Raw genomic sequence first — 19,117 nt, 5'->3', positions numbered from 1 at the left:
GTGAAGTGTGGGACCCCGTTTTTCTGATCGGAATTTCGAGATATTAGGCCGGCGGCTGCCCCCTTAAGGGCGGCAGACGCCATACGGACGCACTGCCGCGGCGGTGCCGTACGGCGGGCACAGGATCACAACAAAGGAGACAAACCCATGGTTTTTGGGCGCGGCAGGAAAGCCAAGCAGGAACAGCTGACGGAGCCCGGCGAAGCCCCGGAGGCAGCCGCCGATGTGCCCGGCGAGGGCGCTGACGTGCGCGCCGATGGTTCCGCCGAGGCCGCCGGCCCCTCCCTCCGTGGGTCCACGGGTCCCTTCGATGTCTCGGAAATCGAGGACCAGGACGGCTACGTCGATCTCGGAGCGCTCCTGATCGCGCCTGCCGAAGGCCTGCAGCTCCGGCTCGAGGTCGAAGAGGCCACGCAGCGTGTCGTCGCCGTCACCCTGGATCTGGAAGGTTCCAGCCTCCAGCTGCAGGCGTTTGCAGCGCCGCGCTCGGAAGGTTTGTGGGATGAAATCCGCGAGCAGATCGGCCAATCGGTGGGAAGCCAGGGCGGCCAGATCGAGGAGATCCAGGGCAGCTTCGGCACAGAGCTCCTCGCCAAGCTGCCGGCCGGCGGCGCGGACGCAAGCCACGGCTACCGCGTGGCCCGCTTCATCGGCTGCGACGGCCCGCGCTGGTTCCTCCGTGGTGTCCTGGGCGGCGAGGCCGCAGTGGACCGCGACGCTGCCGCCGGACTTGAAGGGCTGTTCCGCCGGATCGTCGTGGTCCGGGGCGAGAACCCCATGCCGCCCCGCGACCTGCTGCAGCTCCGCCTGCCCAAGGAAAACGCCACACCGGCGCCCCAGTCCGCCCCTGACCTGGACCAGCCCGAACGAGGACCGGAGACTACCCAGATTGGCTGACACCCCCCGCGAGGATCCAGCCACCTCCGTGTCCGTCCGAGGCTTGCCGGACCGCGGCCGTGTGCTGTGCCATGGCTTCATCGAGGCCGTCACCTTTGCGCCGGCCAGCCAAGTGGCCGCTTTCACCGCCATCGTGGTCGACCACGGCCAGCCGCCGGCCACGGCACGCTGGGCCAGGGCCGTGACGGCAGCCGCCGACGCGTCACAGCCCGCCGACGCGTCCGCGGCAGCCGCCCCCCGGCGCCGCCGCGGAACCGTCCCCAAGGACAGGCTCCGCGTCGTCTGGCTGGGGCGCCGCCGCATTCCCGGGGTGGACGCCGGCTCGGAACTCCGGCTCGAGGGCATGGTCACTGTGCGTGACGGCCTGCCCACCATGTTCAACCCCCGCTACGAAATACTCTCCGGCCAGGAGGAGCAATGACCGTGCCCGAAAAGCCCGAGAAGCCAGAGAAACCCGGGAAGCCCGGGCCCGGACTTGACCAGCAGGTGGAAGTCCAGCCCGCGGAAGTCCAGCCCGCGGAAGTCCAGCCCACGGAAGTCCAGCCCACGGTGGCGCAGCTCGCCGAAGGGTACGCGGCGAAGGCCGGGCTGCACCGTTCGGGCAACGGCAACATCGACGTGCTAAAGAGCGCCGGCGGGATCCAGGGCATCGCCGAGAGTATCCTGCCGGGACTGGTCTTCCTTATTGCCTTCACCATCACGCGCGGGCTTCCCCTGGCGCTGATCTCCTCGCTGGCGGTCGCCGCGGCGTTTACCGCCGCCAGGCTGGTGCAGCGCAAGCCGCTGACGCAGGCCCTGGCGGGCGTCGTCGGCGTCGGTCTCTCCGCCTGGCTCGCCAATTCCACCGGTAAGGCAGAAGACTTCTACGTCCTGGGCTTCTTCACCAACACCGCGTACATCCTGGCGATGTCCGTCTCGATTGCCGTCCGGTGGCCCTTTGCCGGACTGCTCTTCGGATTCATCCGGAACGAAGGCCTGGAATGGCGCAAGCACCCGGCCCGGGTGAAGGCTTACCGGATCGGCACCTGGGTGATTGTCTCCGTGCTGGCCCTGCGGCTTCTGGTCCAGGTGCCGCTCTACTTCATGGGGGAGGCCGGCCTCGCGGGACTGGCCACGATGCGGCTCCTGATGGGGGCCCCGCTGTACATTCTCGGCATCTGGGTCGCGTGGCTGCTGACCCGCCCGGCGCCGGCCCCCGTTGATGCGGAAGCAAAGTAGGACTACGGCTCCGTTGAGCTATCAGTTAGGGGTGTTCCCAGCCGTCACAACGACTCGTTCTGATAGCTCAACGGCTGCTGATAGCTCAACGACTGCTGATAGCTCAACGGCTGCTGGCAGCTCGCAGCCCTAGCCGTCGAAGCCGTCGTTCTCGGACGGTCCGTTCCCTTGGCCGTGCCGGTCCGAGGTGACCGGGTGCTGCCCTTCGCCGTCCGGTTCGTCGATCTGGGACTCGGGGGCAAGGAGCGCGCGCAGCTCGTCCTCGGCCACGATGGTGGTGACGAAGAACAGCTCGTCGCCGCCGTCGATCACGTCATCCCGGCTCGGAGTGATCGGTGCCTGGTCCCGCAGGATGGCAACCAGGGTGGAGTCCTCCGGCCACACGATGTCGCCGACGGTCAGCCCGATCACGTGCGAATCGTGGGGGACCGTGAACTCGACCAGCGATGACACTCCCGTCTGCAGGGTCAGCAGCCGGACCAGGTCACCGATCTCCACGGCTTCCTCGACGAGCGCCGTCATAAGCTGAGGAGTGTTGACCGCGACGTCGACGCCCCAGGAATCATCGAACATCCAGTCGTTCTTGGGGTTGTTGACCCGGCCCACCGTCCGCCCGACGCCGAACTCGGTTTTCGCCAGCAGCGAGACGACGAGGTTGACTTTGTCGTCGCCACTGGCGGAGACCACGACGTCGGCATCTTCCAGTTTCGCCTCTTTCAGCGTGCTGAGTTCGCAGGCATCCCCGACAAGCCAGCGGGCGCCGCGGAGGCCGCTGCGACCGATCACCTCCGGCTTGAGGTCGATCAGCAGGATTTCGTGTTTGTGGGCCAGCAGCTCACGGGCGATCGAGGAACCGACGCTTCCCGCCCCGACGATGACGACTTTCACTTAGGACTCCTTGGCGGGGGACTTGGCAAGAATGTGGGCAACTTCGGTGCCGCGGTCCACGCTCATCATGGCGTGGACGGTGTCGCCGTCCTGGTACAGGGTGCCGGCCACGGGCAGCATGCCCTCACCGAAGCGGGTCAGGTAGGCGACACGGATGCCTGCGGCCTTTTCAACCGAGGTCACCGGGTGGCCGATCCAGTCCGGATCCAGGTCCACCTCGGCCAATACCAGCCGGCCGGAGGGATCACGGAAATCGCCGGCGATGTGCTGCTCCGGCAGGATCCGGCGGAGCACCTGGTCCGCACTCCAACGCACGGCCGCAACCGTGGGGATGCCGAGCCGCTGGTAGATTTCAGCGCGGCCCGGATCGTAGATCCTGGCGACGACGTGGGGGACGTGGAAGGTTTCCCGGGCAACCCGGGTGGCAAGGATGTTGGAATTGTCGCCGCTGGAGACGGCGGCGAAGGCATAGGCTTCCGCGACGCCGGCCTGCTTGAGAGTCTCCCGGTCGAAGCCGACGCCGGTGACCTTGCGGCCGGTGAAACCCGTGCGGAGCCGCCGGAAGGCGCGGTCGTCCTGGTCGATGATCGCCACCGAATGCCCGGCGTCCTCCAGCGTGTGCGCCAGGGTGGCTCCCACGCGGCCACATCCCATGATCACGAAGTGCGCCACACGTGCCTCCTTAAAGCTTTGGTGTCTGTTGCTGCGTAAAACTCTACCGGCCACGGCGGCCCGCGCGGCCGGGGACGGGCCCCGTCATGACATCGCGACTGAATCAGACTAGTTTTGGGTGGTGCCAACAATATTCAATGCCGTGAAGCGGGTCCTGGTCGGTAAACCCTTCCGGAACGACAACCTGGCCCACACGCTGCTTCCGAAGCGGATCGCGCTTCCCATCTTCGCCTCCGACGCTCTGTCCTCCGTGGCGTATGCGCCGGACGAAATCCTGCTGACGCTGGCTCTCTCCGGCGTCAGTGCCGTGGCGTTCTCACCCTGGGTGGGGCTGGCCGTCATGGTGGTGCTGCTCACCGTCGTCGCGTCCTACCGGCAAAACGTCCACGCGTACCCCTCCGGCGGCGGCGACTACGAGATCGCCAACGTGAACCTCGGCAAGTACGCCGGGCTTACGGTGGCTGCCGCGCTGCTCGTGGACTACGTCCTGACCGTCGCGGTGTCGATGTCCTCGGCCGCCACCTACCTCACCACAGCCGTCCCCGCGCTGCACGGCCAGCAGGCTGCCATCGCCACGATCGGCGTCGTCCTCCTGGCCCTGGTGAACCTGCGCGGGATCAAAGAGGCCGGCAGCGTCTTCGCGGTCCCGACGTACATTTTCATGGCCTCCATCCTCGGCATGACGGCCGTCGGCGTCTTCCAGGCGGTCACCGGCCAGCTGGCCGAGGCGCCGTCCGCGGCGTTCGAAATTGTCCCCGCGGAAGGCTTCGATGAAGGCCTGATTGGTCTCGCGGGGGCGTTCCTGCTGCTGCGTGCCTTCTCATCGGGCGCCGCAGCGTTGACCGGTATCGAGGCCATCAGCAACGGGGTGCCGAACTTCAAGAAACCCAAGAGCAAAAACGCCGCCACCACGCTGCTCCTGCTCGGCGTCATCGCCGCTTCCATGCTGGCCGGCATCATCTACCTCGCCAACGCCACCAAGGTGCATATCGTGCTGGATCCGGCGACGGAATTCCTGCTGGACGGCAAGCCGCTGCCGGAGGACTACATCCAGAGCCCGGCCATCAGCCAGATCGCACAGACCATTTTCGGCCAGGGTTCCATCTTTTTCTTCCTCGTGGTTGCCGCTACCGGGGTGATCCTGGTGTTCGCCTCCAACACGGCCTTCAACGGCTTCCCGGTGCTCGGCTCGATCCTGGCCCAGGACGGCTACCTGCCGCGGCAGCTGCGCACCCGCGGAGACCGGCTCGCCTTCAGCAATGGTGTCCTGGCGCTGGCCGCCGGGGCCATCGTGCTGATCATCGCCTTCAACGGGGACGTCACCAAACTCATCCAGCTCTACATTGTGGGCGTGTTCATCTCGTTCACCGTGAGCCAGTTCGGTATGATCCGGCACTGGGGGCGCGAGCTGAAGCTTGCCAAGGACCCGGCCCTGAAGGCGAAAATGGCCAAGTCGCGCCTCATCAACACCATCGGTTTCTGCATGACGGCGCTTGTCCTGGTGATCGTGCTGGTCACCAAGTTCCTGCAGGGCGCCTGGATCGCGCTGCTGGCCATGTTCGTGCTGTTCCTGATCATGTGGAGCATCCGGGCGCACTATGACAATGTTGCGAAGGAACTGGCCGTGGATGAGGACTCCTCGCCGCGGGCCCTGCCCACCCGTGTGCACGCCGTGCTGCTGGTCTCCCACGTCCGCAAACCCGTGCTGCGTGCGTTGGCCTACGCCCGCGCCTCGCGCCCTTCCCGGCTGGACGCCATCACGGTGGACATCAGCTCCGAGGAAACTGAGCAGACCATCGCGGACTGGGAGAAGCTCGAAATTCCGGTACCGCTGACGGTGCTGGCCAGCCCGTTCCGCGAAACGGTGACACCCATCATGGAGTACATCAAGAACATGCGGCGGGACTCGCCGCGCGACCTGATCGTGGTCTACATCCCCGAGTACGTGGTGGGCAAGTGGTGGGAGCAGCTGGTACACAACCAGACCGCGCTGCGGATCAAGACGCGGCTGCATTTTGAGCCCGGCGTCATGGTGGCGAGCGTGCCGTGGCAACTCAAATCGTCCGAGGAAGCAAAGAGACTGCAGGATACCCAATGAGCCCCGACACCCAGACCCACGCCCCCACCGACCTTGTGGTCGACGTCGGCCCGGTGGCGCACGGCGGGCACTGCGTTGCCCGGCACGAGGGGCGTGTGGTGTTTGTCCGGCACGGCATCCCCGGCGAAAGGGTCCGCGTCCGCCTCACCGAGTCGGGCCCGGAGGCCAAGTTTTGGCGGGCCGACGTGGTGGAGGTCCTGGAAGCCTCCCCGGACCGGGTGGAGCATTTCTGGGACCTTGCGGATTCGCAGCGCTCCTGGTCCCACCGCCACCCGCCCGTTGGCGGGGCGGAACTGGGCCACATGTCACTTGAACGCCAGCGCAGCCTCAAGGGCGAGGTGCTGGCCGAACAGCTGCGGCGCCTGGCCGGCGTCGAACGCACCATCACTGTGGAGGCCGTGGGGGAGCCGGGAACGCCGGCGACGGCGGGCCTCGCCTGGCGGACCCGTGCCGGTTTCGGCGTGACCCCGGCCGGGAAGCTCGGCATGCATGCCCACCGCTCGGAGCTGGTCCTCCCGGTGGGTGGGATGCCGCTGGCCGTGGATGCCATCAACGCCCTCCGGCTCTGGGACATCGATCTGCAGGGCATCGACCGTGTGGAGGTGGCGGCCCCGGCCAACGGCTCCCGCCCGCTGGTGCTCGTGGTGCCCGGCGCCGGAACCCGGGCCAAGCGGCTCAGCGCTGTCCTCGCGCAGCTGCCCGAGGACGTTTCCGTGGCGAGTTTTGACCCGGTCAAGGGCGAGGTGCTGCGGCTGCGCGGCCGCACCTATGTCCAGGAGACCGCGGCCGGCCACGACTACCGCGTCACCGGCGACGGTTTCTGGCAGATCCACCGGGATGCCCCCGACACGCTGGTGGGGGCCGTGACGGCTTTCCTGCACGACGGCGGTTTCCTCGCGCCGGGCGCCGTGGCGGCGGACCTCTACGCCGGGGCGGGCCTCTTCACCGCGCCGCTGGCAGACGCCGTCGGCGTGACCGGCTCGGTACTCTCGGTGGAGGGATCGCCCGGCAGCAGCCGGGACGCCCGGAAAAACCTTCATGACGCGTCCCAGGTCGAGATTGTCCAGGGCCGGGTGGAACGGGTGCTGCGCGATAAAGCACGCCGCTTCGACGCCATTCTGCTGGACCCGCCCCGGGCCGGAGCAGGCAGGGCCGTTGTGAACCAGGTCATCGGGGCCGGACCCCGGGCCGTGGCCTATGTGTCCTGCGATCCGGCGTCGTTCGCCCGCGATGTTGGCTACTTCCAGGCGGGCGGCTGGGAGCTGTCAGGGCTGCGCGCCTTTGACCTCTATCCGCACACCCACCACATGGAGACTGTGGCGCTGCTGACGCCCCGGGGCTGATGCCACTACGATGGGCGGAGTAGTCCGACGTCGCGCTCCGTAATCACGGCTGACCTCACGCACCCTGCGCTAACACTGGTACCAGTTAGGTTCGCCTAACTAGTAAGGGGTCTGCGGCGCGACAAAGATGAAACTGTTGCGAGAGGAGTCCTGCGATGAGCATTGTGGACAGCTTCGGTTCAAAAGGCAAACTTAATGTAGCCGGTACCGAATATGAAATTTTCCGGTTGAACTCCGTTGAAGGTGCAAATAACCTTCCGTTCAGCCTCAAGGTATTGCTTGAAAACCTGTTGAGGACCGAGGACGGCGCCAACATTACGGCCGGCCACGTCCGCGCACTGGCCGGCTGGGACCCCAGCGCCGAGCCCGACACTGAAATCCAGTTCACGCCGGCGCGCGTGATCATGCAGGACTTCACTGGCGTGCCCTGCGTTGTGGACCTTGCCACCATGCGTGAAGCAGTCAAGGAACTCGGCGGCGACCCCAAGCGGGTCAACCCGCTGGCACCGGCCGAGATGGTGATTGACCACTCGGTGCAGATCGACGCCTTCGGCAATTCCGGCGCACTGGAGCGCAACATGGAGATCGAGTACCAGCGCAATGGTGAGCGTTACCAGTTCCTGCGGTGGGGCCAGACGGCGTTCGATGACTTCAAGGTAGTCCCGCCGGGAACCGGCATCGTGCACCAGGTCAACATCGAGTACCTTGCGCGCACCGTCATGACCCGCGAGGTGGACACCGAGACCGGCACCGTCCTCCGGGCCTACCCGGACACCTGCGTCGGCACCGACTCGCACACCACCATGGTCAACGGCCTGGGCGTGCTGGGCTGGGGCGTCGGCGGCATCGAAGCCGAGGCTGCCATGCTCGGCCAGCCCGTCTCCATGCTGATCCCGCGCGTCGTGGGCTTCAAACTGACAGGGTCCATCCCGGCCGGCGCCACCGCCACCGACGTTGTGCTGACCATCACCGAACAGCTGCGCAAGCACGGGGTTGTGGGCAAGTTCGTGGAGTTCTACGGCGAAGGTGTCGCGGCTGTGCCGCTCGCCAACCGCGCCACGATCGGCAACATGAGCCCGGAGTTCGGCTCGACGGCCGCCATATTCCCGATCGACGACGTCACCCTCGAGTACCTGCGCCTCACCGGCCGGTCCGAGCAGAACGTCGCCCTCGTCGAGGCATACGCGAAGGAACAGGGCCTCTGGCACGACCCTTCCAAGGTGATCGAGTTCTCCGAGTACCTCGAGCTGGACCTGTCCACGGTTGTTCCGTCGATCTCCGGCCCGAAGCGCCCGCAGGACCGCATCATCCTCACCGAGTCGAAGGCCCAGTTCCGCCAGGACCTGCGCAACTATGTGAAGGAAGAGCTGGCCGGCGGCAGCCTGGACGAAGCGATCGACGAGAGCTTCCCCGCCTCGGACGCACCGTCCTTCACCGCCTCCGGAACGCACCTGACGGACGACGCCCCGCACGCGCACGGCCCAACGTCCAACGGCCGCCCGTCCAACAAGGTCAACGTCAAGACCGCCGACGGCCGCGAATTCGAGCTGGACCACGGCGCGGTCTCGATCGCGTCGATCACGTCCTGCACCAACACGTCCAACCCGTCCGTGATGCTGGCGGCTGCACTGCTGGCCCGCAACGCCGTCGAGAAGGGCCTGGCCTCGAAGCCGTGGGTCAAGACCTCCGTGGCTCCCGGGTCCAAGGTGGTCACGGACTACTACAACAAGTCGGGCCTGACGCCGTACCTGGAGAAGCTTGGCTTCTACATCGTCGGCTACGGCTGCGCGACCTGCATCGGCAACTCCGGCCCGCTCGACGCCGAAATCTCCGAGGCCATCGCGGCCAACGATCTTTCCGTCGCCGCGGTGCTCTCCGGTAACCGCAACTTCGAAGGCCGGATCAACCCGGACGTGAAGATGAACTACCTGGCCTCCCCGCCGCTGGTCATCGCCTACGCCCTGGCCGGAACCATGGACTTCGACTTCGAAGCCGACGCGCTGGGCCAGGACCAGGCCGGCAACGACGTCTTCCTGAAGGACATCTGGCCGAACCCGGTCGAGGTCCAGCAGGTCATTGACTCCTCGATCGACAAGGACATGTTCGCCCGCGGCTACGAGGGCGTCTTCGACGGCGACGACCGCTGGAAGGCCCTTTCCACCCCGGCCGGCGACACCTTCGCCTGGGATCCCAAGTCCACCTACGTCCGGAAGCCCCCGTACTTCGACGGCATCAAGGCGACCCCGGAGCCCGTCAAGGACATCACCGGCGCCCGCGTGCTGCTGACGCTTGGCGACTCGGTCACAACGGACCACATCTCACCGGCAGGTTCTTTCAAGTCGGACACCCCGGCCGGGCAGTACCTGCTGGCCAACGGTGTGGAGCGCAAGGACTTCAACTCCTACGGCTCACGCCGCGGCAACCACGAGGTCATGATCCGCGGCACCTTCGCGAACATCCGGATCAAGAACCAGATTCTGGCTGATTTCAACGACGGAGCGGGCGTCGAGGGCGGATTCACCCGCGACTTCACGCAGGCGGACGGCCCGCAGGCCTACGTCTACGATGCCGCCCAGAACTACCAGGCCGCCGGCATCCCGCTGGTGGTCCTGGCCGGCAAGGAGTATGGCTCCGGTTCGTCCCGTGACTGGGCCGCCAAGGGCACCGCGCTGCTGGGTGTCAAGGCCGTTGTGGCCGAAAGCTACGAGCGCATCCACCGCTCCAACCTGATCGGCATGGGCGTCCTGCCGCTGCAGTACCCGGCCGGCCAGAACGCTGCCAGCCTCGGGCTGACCGGAACGGAATCCTTCGCGGTTGAGGGCGTCACCGCTCTCAACGAGGGCACCACGCCGAAGACGCTGAAAGTCACGGCAACGGCGGAAGACGGCGCCGTCACGTCCTTCGATGCGGTCCTGCGCATCGACACCCCGGGCGAGGCGGACTACTACCGCAACGGCGGAATCCTGCAGTACGTGCTGCGCCAGATCTCCGCGTAGGGACCCGCGGTAAACCCGGCAATGCTTTTCCGCCGGGTTACCGCGGGAGCGCGGAGATCGTCTCCGCCAACTAGCGGCGGACTTCTCCCGCAAGGGAGGAGCCGCCAGGCGTGAAGGCCCCGGCCGGTCCCTGACCGACCGGGGCCTTCACGTTCCCGCCAGCATCCCGGGCAGCATTCCGGCCAAAAATCGGGCACGGGGGCCAGTCCGGAGGCGTTAGAGTTAAAAGGCATGTCCACCACCCGAAGGAGGGGCCGTTGGGAATCTTGGAGACCATCCGGAATCCGCAGGACCTGAGCAAATTGTCCGGGGCGCAGCTGGAACAGCTGGCAGCCGACGTCAGGAACTTCCTCATCGGCAACGTCTCCCAGACGGGCGGGCACCTCGGCCCCAACCTCGGCGTCGTTGAGCTCACCATCGCGGTGCACCGGATCTTCGATTCACCCCGCGACAGCATCGTCTTCGACACCGGGCACCAGTCCTACGTGCACAAACTCCTCACCGGACGCCAGGACTTCAGCACGCTGCGCCAGCAGGGCGGCCTCTCCGGCTACCCGGACCGCGCCGAGTCCGAGCACGACATCGTCGAAAGCTCACACGCCTCCTCTTCGTTGTCCTGGGCCGACGGGATCTCCCGCGCCCGGCGGCTCACCGGCGACGGTGACCGCTACGTGATCGCCGTCGTGGGCGACGGCGCCCTGACCGGCGGCATGGCCTGGGAGGCCATCAACAACATCGCCGCGGACAGGAAACGCCGCGTGGTGATAGTGGTCAATGACAACGGCCGCTCCTACGCCCCGACGGTGGGCGGATTCGCGGATTACCTCGCCTCGCTGCGCCCCACCATCGATTCCTTCCGCGCCGCGCCCGCCTACGAAGGCACCCTGGACTGGTGGCGGCGGAAGCTGCAGAACGGCGGACCCGTCGGCCAGTTCACCTACCGCAGCCTGCACGCCATGAAGAAGGGCATCAAGGACTGGTGGGCCCCGCAGGGCCTGTTCGAGGACCTCGGCATGAAGTACATCGGCCCGGTGGACGGCCATGACCTCCAGGCCATGGAGCACGCCCTCTCCACCGCCAAGAACTACGCAGGACCCGTGATTGTCCACGCCATGACGGAGAAGGGCCACGGCTATGCGCCCGCCCGCGCCCATGAGGCGGACCAGTTCCACGCCGTCGGGATCATCGACCCGGAGACCGGCGAGCCCACCGAGGTCGGCGGCTCTAAGTCCTGGACCGCCGTGTTCGCCGACGAGATCGCCGATATCGCGGACGAGCGCAAAGACATTGTGGGCATCACCGGCGCCATGCTGATCCCCGTGGGGCTGCACAAGTTCGCGACCCGGCACCCCGCGCGGGTGTTCGACGTCGGGATCGCCGAACAGCACGCCCTCACCTCCGCCGCGGGCATGGCGTTCGGCGGGCTGCACCCCGTCGTCGCCGTGTACGCGACTTTCCTGAACCGCGCCTTCGACCAGCTGCTGATGGACGTGGCCCTGCACAAGGCAGGGGTCACCATCGTCCTGGACCGGGCCGGCGTCACCGGACCCGACGGTGCCAGCCACCACGGCATGTGGGACATGGCCATGGTCCAGATCGTGCCCGGACTTCACCTGGCCGCACCCCGCGACGCCACCCGGCTGCGCGAGGAACTCCGTGAGGCCGTCTCGATCGAGGACGCGCCCAGCGTGATCCGTTATTCCAAAGGCAGCGTCGGTGCCGAGGTTGAAGCCGTGGAACGGCTCAGCGACGGCGTCGATGTCCTCGCCCGCCGCCCCGCAGGCTCAAGCGAAAACGATGTCCTGATCGTCAGCGTCGGCGCGATGTCCGAACTCGCGCTGGACGTCTCGAACCGGCTTGGAGCGCAGGGAATCAGCTCCACCGTGGTGGACCCCCGCTGGGTCCTCCCGGTCCGGAACTCCATCATCGCCCTCGCCTCGCACCACCGTCTGGTCATCTGCATCGAGGACGGCGTGCGCGCCGGCGGCGTCGGCTCCCGGATCCGGCAGGAAATGCGGGCCGCCGGAGTCGATACGGCCCTCAACGAGGTGGGCCTCCCGGTCGAGTTCCTGGACCACGGAACCCGCAGCCAGGTCCTGGCCCGCGTCGGACTGACCGCCCAGCAGGTCACGCACGACGTCGTGGCGCAGGTCCTGGGGACCAAGGTGCCGTTCGCGCGGCCCCTTCCCGGGCAGGAACACCCCAGCACCGGCAGCCTGCCGATTCTGTGAGGGTCCCCGGGGTCCTGACGGGCGATCCGGTGCCCCGGATCAACCCGGGAACACATCAGCTGTACCAGGCAGTGAAGGCACAAGAGCCACCGTTTGACGGCGCCGGCCGCGAAAGGTTCAGGAGAGGACAGGCATGAGCGGAATTATCCGGGTCTACAAACGCAGCGACGAAGGGGTCCTTGACTTCAGGGAGGCCTGGTTCGACGAGGACTACAGCCAGTTCGTGATGAACCACGGCGTCGTCGGGCACCAGAGCAAGACCGACGAGACCGATGTCGCCGACGCGGCCGCCGCTGAGGGTCTGATGGACGCGTTCGCCGCACAGTGCGCCGACGACGGCTTCGCCGAGATCCCCGAGCAGGAGCAGTTCTGGGTGGTTGCCCAGTATGCGCTCAAGACCAAGGACGGCACGGACCGGGACCGCTACCTCGAAGAGAAAGCAAAGGACGCCCTGATCAGCCACCTGGCATGGCGCGGACTGGGCGTCGTGGACCGCTCCGAATTTTCCGACTCCAAGCTGAATATCATCATCCTCACCCCGGACGTGAATAAGGCCGTGAGCGCCATCAAGGTGTGCGTTCGCGGTGAGGACCTGGACTTCACCAAGCTGAGCATCGGCGCGGCACCGTTCGGCGAGACGTCCTTCAGGCTCAAGCACTCACCGAAGCCGGCGAACAGCTTCACGCTTTAGGGCGCCCGGCACGGTCCGCAACCATACGGGGGCAACCGACTGGAAGGCAGCCAATGACACGTAAATCCCCTCAACCAGGCAGCACCCCGCTCCCGGCAGGGCTGGCCGCCCCTGCGCGCAGGACGCTCGCGCATGCAGGAGTGGAAACCCTTGAACACGTCGCGCTGCTTGGCCAGCGCCGCCTCGCGGGCATGCCGGGGGTCTGCCCCCGCACCCTCGCGCAGCTGCAGGACGCGCTGGATGAACACGGCCTGGAGCTGCCCCGGAATTAGCGGGTCACCCGCCCGGGGGCCCGGCCCCGGACCCGGCCGGTCCCCGTGCCGGCCCGGGATAGGCTGAATCCCATGACTGAATACCGACGCGTAGGAAATTCCGGATTAACCGTCTCCGTGGTGGGACTCGGCTGCAACAATCTCGGCCGGGCCAATACGGCCACCGGGTCGCAGGGCGGGACCGACGCCGTCGTGCATGCGGCCCTGGACGCCGGCATCACCTTCTTCGACGTCGCGGACACCTACGGCCGGGAGCCGGGCCTCAGCGAGACGATGCTGGGCAACGCCCTCAGGGGGCGCCGTGACGATGCGGTCATCGCCACCAAATTCGGCATGGACATGCGCGGGGCGAACGGGAACGACTTCGGCGCCCGCGGATCCCGCCGCTACATCATCAAGGCCGCGGAGGCCTCGCTGCGACGGCTCGGCACCGACTGGATCGACCTCTACCAGTTCCACGTCCCCGACCCGCTGACCCCGATCGATGAGACCCTCGCGGCCCTCGACGAGCTCGTCACCAGCGGCAAGGTACGCTACCTCGGCCACTCCAACCGGGCCGGCTGGCAGATTGCCGAGGCCGAATTCGTGGCCCGGGCCCGCGGGGGATCACGGTTCATCTCCAGCCAGAACCACTACAACCTGCTGGACCGCCGGGCCGAACTCGAAGTCACGCCCGCAGCCGTTGCCTACGGCCTGGGCGTGTTGCCGTACTTCCCCCTCGCCAACGGCCTGCTGACCGGCAAGTATGCCAAGGACACCGCGCCCGAGGGATCCCGGCTCAGCCACACCCGCACCAACCTGGTCCACGACGCCGACTGGGACCAGCTTGGCGCCTTCAGCGCCTTCGCCGCGGAGCGGGGCCTGAACGAGATCCAGGTGGCGTTCTCCTGGCTCGCTGCCCAGCCCTCGGTCAGCAGCGTCATCGCGGGAGCCACCCGGCCCGAGCAGGTCCGGCAGAACGCCGCTGCCGTTGCGTGGATCCCCAGCGCCGCGGAACTGGCCGAACTGAACGACCTCTTCCCGCGCACGCCCAGGGTCGCGCTGTTCTAAGTGGCGCCCTTGCACCCGGGTGGGATCTGACGGTGCCCGCTCCAACGCAGACTGTCCTGCTGGACGTGGACACCGGCATCGACGACGCCCTCGCCCTGGTCTACCTGCTGTCCCGGCCGGAGGTGCGCCTCCAGGCCATCACGTGCACCGCCGGGAATGTGGGGGCCCGGCAGGTGGCGCTGAATAACCTGGCCCTGCTGGAATTGTGCGGCCGGCAGGGCATTGAGGTGGCCATCGGCGCCGAGGTGCCGCTGGAGATTCCGCTGGTCACCACCGAGGAGACCCACGGGCCGCAGGGGATCGGCTACGCCGAACTGCCGCCGCCCGCCCAGCAAATCTCAGCGCGCCACGCCGTCGACGTCTGGGTGGAAGAGGTCAGGGCCAGCCCGGGCGAGATCACCGGGCTGATTACTGGTCCGCTGACCAACTTTGCCCTCGCCCTGCGCCGCGAACCGGAGCTGCCGCGGCTGCTCAAGGGCCTGGTGATCATGGGCGGCAGCTTCTACTACCAGGGCAACACCACGCCGACGGCGGAATGGAACGTCTCGGTGGACCCGCACGCCGCCAAGGAAGTCTTCGATGCCTACCGCGGCCTCCCGGAGGACAAGCTGCCGCTCGTCTGCGCGCTGGAATCCACCGAGCGGATCGAAATGCGGCCGGAACACCTCAAACGCCTCGCCGAGGCGGCCGGGGCCGGGCCGGAACTTGTCCTGCCGGAACAGCCCGAAGGACTGCGCAGCACCTCGGACAATCCGTTGGTGGCCTGCCTCTCCGACGCGATCCGGTTCTATCTGGAGTTCCACCGTCTCTATGACCAGGGTTACGTGGCACACATGCACGACGCCTTCGCAGCCTGCGCCGCGGCCGGCCGGACCCCGTTCACCGCACGGCTGGCCACGGTCGACGTCGAAATCGAGTCGCCGCTGCTCATCGGTACCACGGTGGCGGACTTCCGCGGCCTGTGGGGACTGCCGCCGAACGCGCGGATAGTGGACTCCAACGACCCGGAGCAGTGTTTCGAGGAGCTGATTTCCTCCGTGGGCGCGCTGGCCCGGAAAGTCGGCGCGGACCGGGACTGAGGACCAAGGCTGGGGAAATTCACGCTAGGCCGGTGGGCCAGGTAGCAGGGGTTTTGGTCGGCACCGCTGTTACGCCGGGTCACGGCGCTGGGGTGGGGCGTCGTCCGATGCTTGTTTTGTTGAGGTGACGGTAGTTCTTGGAGCGTGGGACCTGAAGCAGGTCGGCGATGCGCTGAACGGTGTGGTCCCCGGCGTCGTAGAGCTGTTGGGCGTGGTGGGCCTGGTCGGAGGTGAGTTTGGGGCGTCTTCCTCCGGTTCGTCCGCGGGCGCCACCTCAACAAAACAAGGGTCGGACGGCGAGCCGCCGGCGGCTGCCCCGGCCCGGCGTAACAGCAGCTCCGGCCAGAACCCCTGCGCCCTGGCCCCACCGGCTTAGCGTGACATTCCCGAGCGTTGGTCCTCAAGCCCCGGGACCGGGGTGGCGCGGGCCGGGCCGGGCCCGGCTGAGACTGCCGTCGCGGAACGGGCAGGCACTCGTTAGGATGGTAGCTGCGCCGAGGTGACATGAGGCCGCTGTTGTAGCTCTCTGCCGAAGGACCATTCCCATGTCACAGCCATCTCCCATGTCACAGCCGTCCCTGATCCACCCCGCTACCGGCCCCGGGTCTCAGGAGGCGGGTGGCCGCGGCCGCCGCCTGCTCGAACTCGCCGGTGCCGGAGCCATCGCCGCCACTTACGTGTTCCTCGTTCTCACCCAGCCGGCCGATATTGCCGGCGGACCGGCCAGCTTCTCCGCGCTGGTGGCGCTCGGCGGGTTCCTGCTCGGCGCGGTGCTGCTGCTTCTCGCGGTGCTGCCGGTGCTGCCCACCTCCACCCTGGTCCTGATGCCCGTCGCCCTGGTCCTCAACGTCGTGCTGGGCCAGCTCATGGGGTCCACGGGGCTGCCGTTCTACTTCGATGCGATCGGCACCGTCCTGATCGCCGTCCTCGCCGGCCCGGCGGCCGGCGCCGCCACCGGAGTGCTCAGCAGTGTCGTGTGGTCCTTCGTCAACCCCACCGTCCTGCCGTTCGCGGCCGGATCCGCGCTGATCGGCTTCCTGGCCGGGCTGGCCGCCCGCGGCGGGCTGTTCCGCCGCTTCTACCTCGCGCCGGTGGCGGGCTTCGTCACGGGCATCCTCGCCGGCGTCGTCTCCGCCCCGATCGCCGCCTTCGTCTTCGGCGGCACCTCCGGCCTGGGAACGGGCGCAATTGTCAGCGCCTTCCGTGCCATGGGCGATACCCTGCTGGCCGCCATCACTAAGCAGGCACTCATCTCGGATCCCATGGACAAGGCAATCGTCTTCGCCATTGCGGCGCTCCTGGCGTACACACTTCCGCGCCGCACCACCTTCCAGTTCCCGTTTGTCCGCCGCTTCCGGGTGCTCGCGGGCAAGGCCGCGGCGACATCCTCCTCCTGAGCCATGTCCTCCGATGACGTGCGCCGGCGCCTTCACCCGCTGACGGCGCTGACGGCCACCGGGTCCACTGCGGTGATCACGACGTCGGCAGCCAGCTGGCCGCTGTCCGCCGCCGTTGCACTCGCGGCGGTTGGGCTGGCCTGTCGCGCCGGCGTCGGACGCCGGGTGATGGCTGCCGCGGCGGCGATCCTGCTTCCGTTGGTTTTGTCCCTCCTGATGCTGCACGGCCTGTTTTTCCCGGCAGGCCGTACGGTCCTGGCCAGCTGGGGCCCGGCCCGCGTGACCGCCGAGGGGCTGGGCTTTGCCCTCGAACTGGGGGCGCGAACGGCCGCCTGTGTGCTGGTCCTGCTGCTGTTCTCCTTCACCGTCAGCGTCGCAGACCTCGTCGCCGCCCTGACCGCGCGGCGGGTGCCACCGCAGTTCGGCTTCGTCCTGGCGTCCGCCCTGACGCTTCTTCCCGCCATGGCTACCCGGCTGGTCAGGATCCGGCAGGCCCAGGAAGCCCGCGGGCTGGTACTCGGCGGCGGCCTGCCGGCCAGGCTGGGCGCGGCGCGGCTGCAGATGGTCCCGCTGGTCCTCGGACTCATCGAGGACGCCGGCAGCCGGGCGCAGGCCCTCGACGCCCGGGGCTTTGGCCGGCCGGGACCGCGCACAAGCTACCGTGAGGTCCCGGATTCGGCTGCCCAGCAGCGGATCCGGGCGGTGCTGCTGCTGCTCGCGGCCGCCGGCGTCACCTGGCGGCTCGTCTCCTCCTGGCCGGCTGCGGGGGCCGCATGACTGCTTCCGTCCGGCCCTTGCTGGCCGCCAGCATCAACACCTTCACGTTCCACGGGGCCACCGTCCCCGCGCTGCGGGGGATCCGGCTGAACGCCGGGCCCGGCACACTGACCGCGGTGCTGGGCGGTTCCGGCAGCGGCAAGTCGACGCTGGGCAAAGTGCTGGCCGGCTGGCTGCGGCCCGGCCAGGCGGGCAGCCTCAGCGGCAGCCTGCAGCTGGGGGAGACCCGCCTGGTGTTCCGCGGCGGCGAGGACGATCCCCGGATCGACCCCGCGGCCTGGTCGGAGCGCGTGGCCTACGTCCCCCAGGACGCGGCCGCGATGCTGTCCTTGGTCCGTTCCACCGTGGCGGAGGAACTGGCGTTCGGCCTGGAAAACCGCGGCATGCCGCGCGAGCAGATGCGCCGCGAGGTGGCCGGGACAGCCGCCCTGACCGGGCTGGCGGCACTGCTGGACAGGGACCCCGGCTCGTTATCCGGCGGCGAACTGCGCCGCCTGGCCGTGGGCTGTGCCGTCATCACGCGTCCGGAGGTGCTGGTGCTGGACGAACCGCTGGCCTCCCTCGATGCGGAAGGCGGCGTCCAGGTTCTGGGGCTCATTCGCGGGCTGCTCGACGCCGGCACCGCCGTGGTACTGCTCAGTCAGGCGGCGGACGGGCTGGCCCTAACGGCTGCACACTGGATCATCCTCGACGGCGGTTTTGTGACGGCGAGTGGCACGCCCGCAGATCTGGAGACGTCGCCGGAGCCGGGGCGGGCCGGCGTCGTGGCGGACATGTCCTCCGCTGCGACGGGCCGGCGGGTCATGTCCACCCGTGCGCCGGGGGCAGCCCCGGCCCTTGAACTGCGCGGCGTCGGCTTCGGCTACCGGAGCCCCGGCAGATCGTCCCGGGACGTCCCGCGGACAGCAGTGCTTCGCGGCCTGGCGCTGACCGTCCGCCCCGGCGAAATCGTGGCCGTCACGGGCCCCAACGGTGCCGGCAAGTCAACCCTACTGCGCCATTTCAATGGACTGCTGAGGCCGCACACCGGGGAAGTGAGCGTTCAGGGGAAAAGTATCGCCGGTGTAGCGCCCGGCCGCGTCGCGGCCTCTGTGGGGCTGCTGTTTCAACAGCCGCGGGACCAGCTATTTGAGCGGACGGTCCGCCGGGAAATCAGCTTCGGGCTTGGCCGGCTGTTCGGGGCGGGGGAGGCCGCCCGGCGCGCGCGCGAGGCGCTGGCCGCCGTCGGGCTCGCCGATGCTGAGGAGATGCACCCGGCGGAGCTTCCGGCTTCACAACAGCGGCTGCTGGCCCTGGCCACGGTCCTGGCCCGGGAACCGGCGGTGCTGGCGCTGGATGAGCCCACGATCGGACTGGACCGGCACGGGCTGGATTGGCTGCGGGCGGCTATCGACAGCACGACGGCGAGGGGCGCCGCCGTCGTGCTGGTCACCCATGACCGGCGGTTCGCGCAAGCGAACGCGCACAGGACGCTGGACCTGCGCGGCGGCAGGCTCCACCAACTCTGA

At 68.1% G+C, this 19,117-nt stretch carries 16 protein-coding genes and 1 pseudogene; 14 read left to right on the top strand and 3 right to left on the bottom strand.

Going from position 1 to position 19,117, the window contains the following annotated elements:
* Nucleotides 1-147 precede the first annotated feature (147 nt).
* The 3 genes from RCH07_RS06345 to RCH07_RS06335 are packed head-to-tail and all read left to right on the top strand — an operon-like array spanning nt 148 to nt 2,115.
* Complete coding sequence (locus tag RCH07_RS06345; protein WP_326966628.1) at nt 148-897, top strand: DUF3710 domain-containing protein; 750 nt, start codon at nt 148-150, stop codon at nt 895-897.
* A complete protein-coding gene (locus tag RCH07_RS06340) occupies nt 890-1,318 on the top strand; it encodes a hypothetical protein (RefSeq protein WP_326966627.1) in 429 nt (142 codons plus the stop codon). The genes RCH07_RS06345 and RCH07_RS06340 overlap by 8 nt, the downstream gene beginning before the upstream one ends.
* Nucleotides 1,315-2,115, top strand: a complete 801-nt coding sequence (locus RCH07_RS06335; RefSeq protein ID WP_326966626.1) for a DUF3159 domain-containing protein — start codon at nt 1,315-1,317, stop codon at nt 2,113-2,115. Before RCH07_RS06340 ends, RCH07_RS06335 begins: the two co-directional genes overlap by 4 nt.
* 129 nt (nt 2,116-2,244) lie before the next feature.
* On the opposite strand, the gene RCH07_RS06330 is transcribed toward RCH07_RS06335, so the two are convergent.
* Together RCH07_RS06330 and RCH07_RS06325 are read right to left on the bottom strand one after the other, a co-directional pair.
* The gene (locus tag RCH07_RS06330; RefSeq protein WP_326966625.1) at nt 2,245-3,003 is read right to left on the bottom strand and encodes a potassium channel family protein; all 759 of its coding nucleotides are present in this window, start codon (nt 3,001-3,003) and stop codon (nt 2,245-2,247) included.
* Complete coding sequence (locus RCH07_RS06325; protein ID WP_326966624.1) at nt 3,004-3,675, bottom strand: potassium channel family protein; 672 nt, start codon at nt 3,673-3,675, stop codon at nt 3,004-3,006.
* Nucleotides 3,676-3,796: 121 nt separating this feature from the next.
* Between RCH07_RS06325 and RCH07_RS06320 the strand changes: the two genes are divergently transcribed.
* The 8 genes from RCH07_RS06320 (at nt 3,797) to RCH07_RS06285 (ending at nt 15,435) form a co-directional block, all read left to right on the top strand.
* Complete coding sequence (locus tag RCH07_RS06320; RefSeq protein WP_326966623.1) at nt 3,797-5,773, top strand: APC family permease; 1,977 nt, start codon at nt 3,797-3,799, stop codon at nt 5,771-5,773.
* Nucleotides 5,770-7,116, top strand: a complete 1,347-nt coding sequence (locus RCH07_RS06315; protein WP_326966622.1) for a class I SAM-dependent RNA methyltransferase — start codon at nt 5,770-5,772, stop codon at nt 7,114-7,116. The genes RCH07_RS06320 and RCH07_RS06315 overlap by 4 nt, the downstream gene beginning before the upstream one ends.
* 155 nt (nt 7,117-7,271) lie before the next feature.
* Entirely contained in the window at nt 7,272-10,112 is a 2,841-nt protein-coding gene (locus RCH07_RS06310; RefSeq protein WP_326966621.1) for an aconitate hydratase, read from the top strand.
* Between the two features lie 257 nt (nt 10,113-10,369).
* On the top strand, nt 10,370-12,343 hold the full coding sequence (gene dxs / locus RCH07_RS06305) for a 1-deoxy-D-xylulose-5-phosphate synthase (RefSeq protein ID WP_326966620.1): 1,974 nt from the start codon (nt 10,370-10,372) through the stop codon (nt 12,341-12,343).
* Nucleotides 12,344-12,476: 133 nt separating this feature from the next.
* Nucleotides 12,477-13,034 carry a hypothetical protein gene (locus RCH07_RS06300; protein ID WP_326966619.1) on the top strand — a complete coding sequence of 186 codons (558 nt, stop codon included), beginning with the start codon at nt 12,477-12,479 and terminating at the stop codon, nt 13,032-13,034.
* Between the two features lie 53 nt (nt 13,035-13,087).
* On the top strand, nt 13,088-13,306 hold the full coding sequence (locus RCH07_RS06295) for a hypothetical protein (RefSeq protein WP_326966618.1): 219 nt from the start codon (nt 13,088-13,090) through the stop codon (nt 13,304-13,306).
* A 72-nt stretch (nt 13,307-13,378) separates the two neighbouring features.
* Nucleotides 13,379-14,356 (top strand): aldo/keto reductase, encoded by a 978-nt coding sequence (locus RCH07_RS06290; RefSeq protein ID WP_326966617.1) that lies wholly within the window; start codon nt 13,379-13,381, stop codon nt 14,354-14,356.
* Between the two features lie 32 nt (nt 14,357-14,388).
* Nucleotides 14,389-15,435: a nucleoside hydrolase gene (locus RCH07_RS06285; protein WP_326966616.1), complete on the top strand. Its 1,047-nt coding sequence runs from the start codon at nt 14,389-14,391 to the stop codon at nt 15,433-15,435.
* Between the two features lie 79 nt (nt 15,436-15,514).
* Here RCH07_RS06285 and RCH07_RS19265 read toward each other — a convergent pair.
* A pseudogene (locus RCH07_RS19265) lies at nt 15,515-15,625 on the bottom strand (hypothetical protein); the annotation flags it as partial.
* Between the two features lie 373 nt (nt 15,626-15,998).
* Here RCH07_RS19265 and RCH07_RS06275 point away from each other — a divergent pair.
* Genes RCH07_RS06275 through RCH07_RS06265 form a run of 3 tightly spaced genes read left to right on the top strand, consistent with a single transcriptional unit; the run spans nt 15,999 to nt 19,117 of the window.
* Nucleotides 15,999-16,832 (top strand): ECF transporter S component, encoded by an 834-nt coding sequence (locus tag RCH07_RS06275; protein WP_326966677.1) that lies wholly within the window; start codon nt 15,999-16,001, stop codon nt 16,830-16,832.
* Nucleotides 16,833-16,835: 3 nt separating this feature from the next.
* Nucleotides 16,836-17,609, top strand: coding sequence for an energy-coupling factor transporter transmembrane component T (locus tag RCH07_RS06270; RefSeq protein WP_326966614.1), 774 nt, complete (start codon nt 16,836-16,838; stop codon nt 17,607-17,609).
* A complete protein-coding gene (locus RCH07_RS06265; protein ID WP_326966613.1) occupies nt 17,606-19,117 on the top strand; it encodes an ABC transporter ATP-binding protein in 1,512 nt (503 codons plus the stop codon). Before RCH07_RS06270 ends, RCH07_RS06265 begins: the two co-directional genes overlap by 4 nt.

The organism is Arthrobacter sp. CG_A4 (genome assembly GCF_035985125.1).
Classification (GTDB): domain Bacteria; phylum Actinomycetota; class Actinomycetes; order Actinomycetales; family Micrococcaceae; genus Arthrobacter.
This window is presented reverse-complemented; position numbering and strand designations above follow the sequence as displayed.

Coding starts and splice junctions, on each gene's coding strand:
- RCH07_RS06345 (WP_326966628.1), top strand. CDS start 148: ATGGTTTTTGGGCGCGGCAGGAAAGCCAAGCAGGAACAGCTGACGGAG.
- RCH07_RS06335 (WP_326966626.1), top strand. CDS start 1,315: ATGACCGTGCCCGAAAAGCCCGAGAAGCCAGAGAAACCCGGGAAGCCC.
- RCH07_RS06315 (WP_326966622.1), top strand. CDS start 5,770: ATGAGCCCCGACACCCAGACCCACGCCCCCACCGACCTTGTGGTCGAC.
- RCH07_RS06310 (WP_326966621.1), top strand. CDS start 7,272: ATGAGCATTGTGGACAGCTTCGGTTCAAAAGGCAAACTTAATGTAGCC.
- RCH07_RS06300 (WP_326966619.1), top strand. CDS start 12,477: ATGAGCGGAATTATCCGGGTCTACAAACGCAGCGACGAAGGGGTCCTT.
- RCH07_RS06295 (WP_326966618.1), top strand. CDS start 13,088: ATGACACGTAAATCCCCTCAACCAGGCAGCACCCCGCTCCCGGCAGGG.
- RCH07_RS06290 (WP_326966617.1), top strand. CDS start 13,379: ATGACTGAATACCGACGCGTAGGAAATTCCGGATTAACCGTCTCCGTG.
- RCH07_RS06275 (WP_326966677.1), top strand. CDS start 15,999: ATGTCACAGCCGTCCCTGATCCACCCCGCTACCGGCCCCGGGTCTCAG.
- RCH07_RS06270 (WP_326966614.1), top strand. CDS start 16,836: ATGTCCTCCGATGACGTGCGCCGGCGCCTTCACCCGCTGACGGCGCTG.
- RCH07_RS06265 (WP_326966613.1), top strand. CDS start 17,606: ATGACTGCTTCCGTCCGGCCCTTGCTGGCCGCCAGCATCAACACCTTC.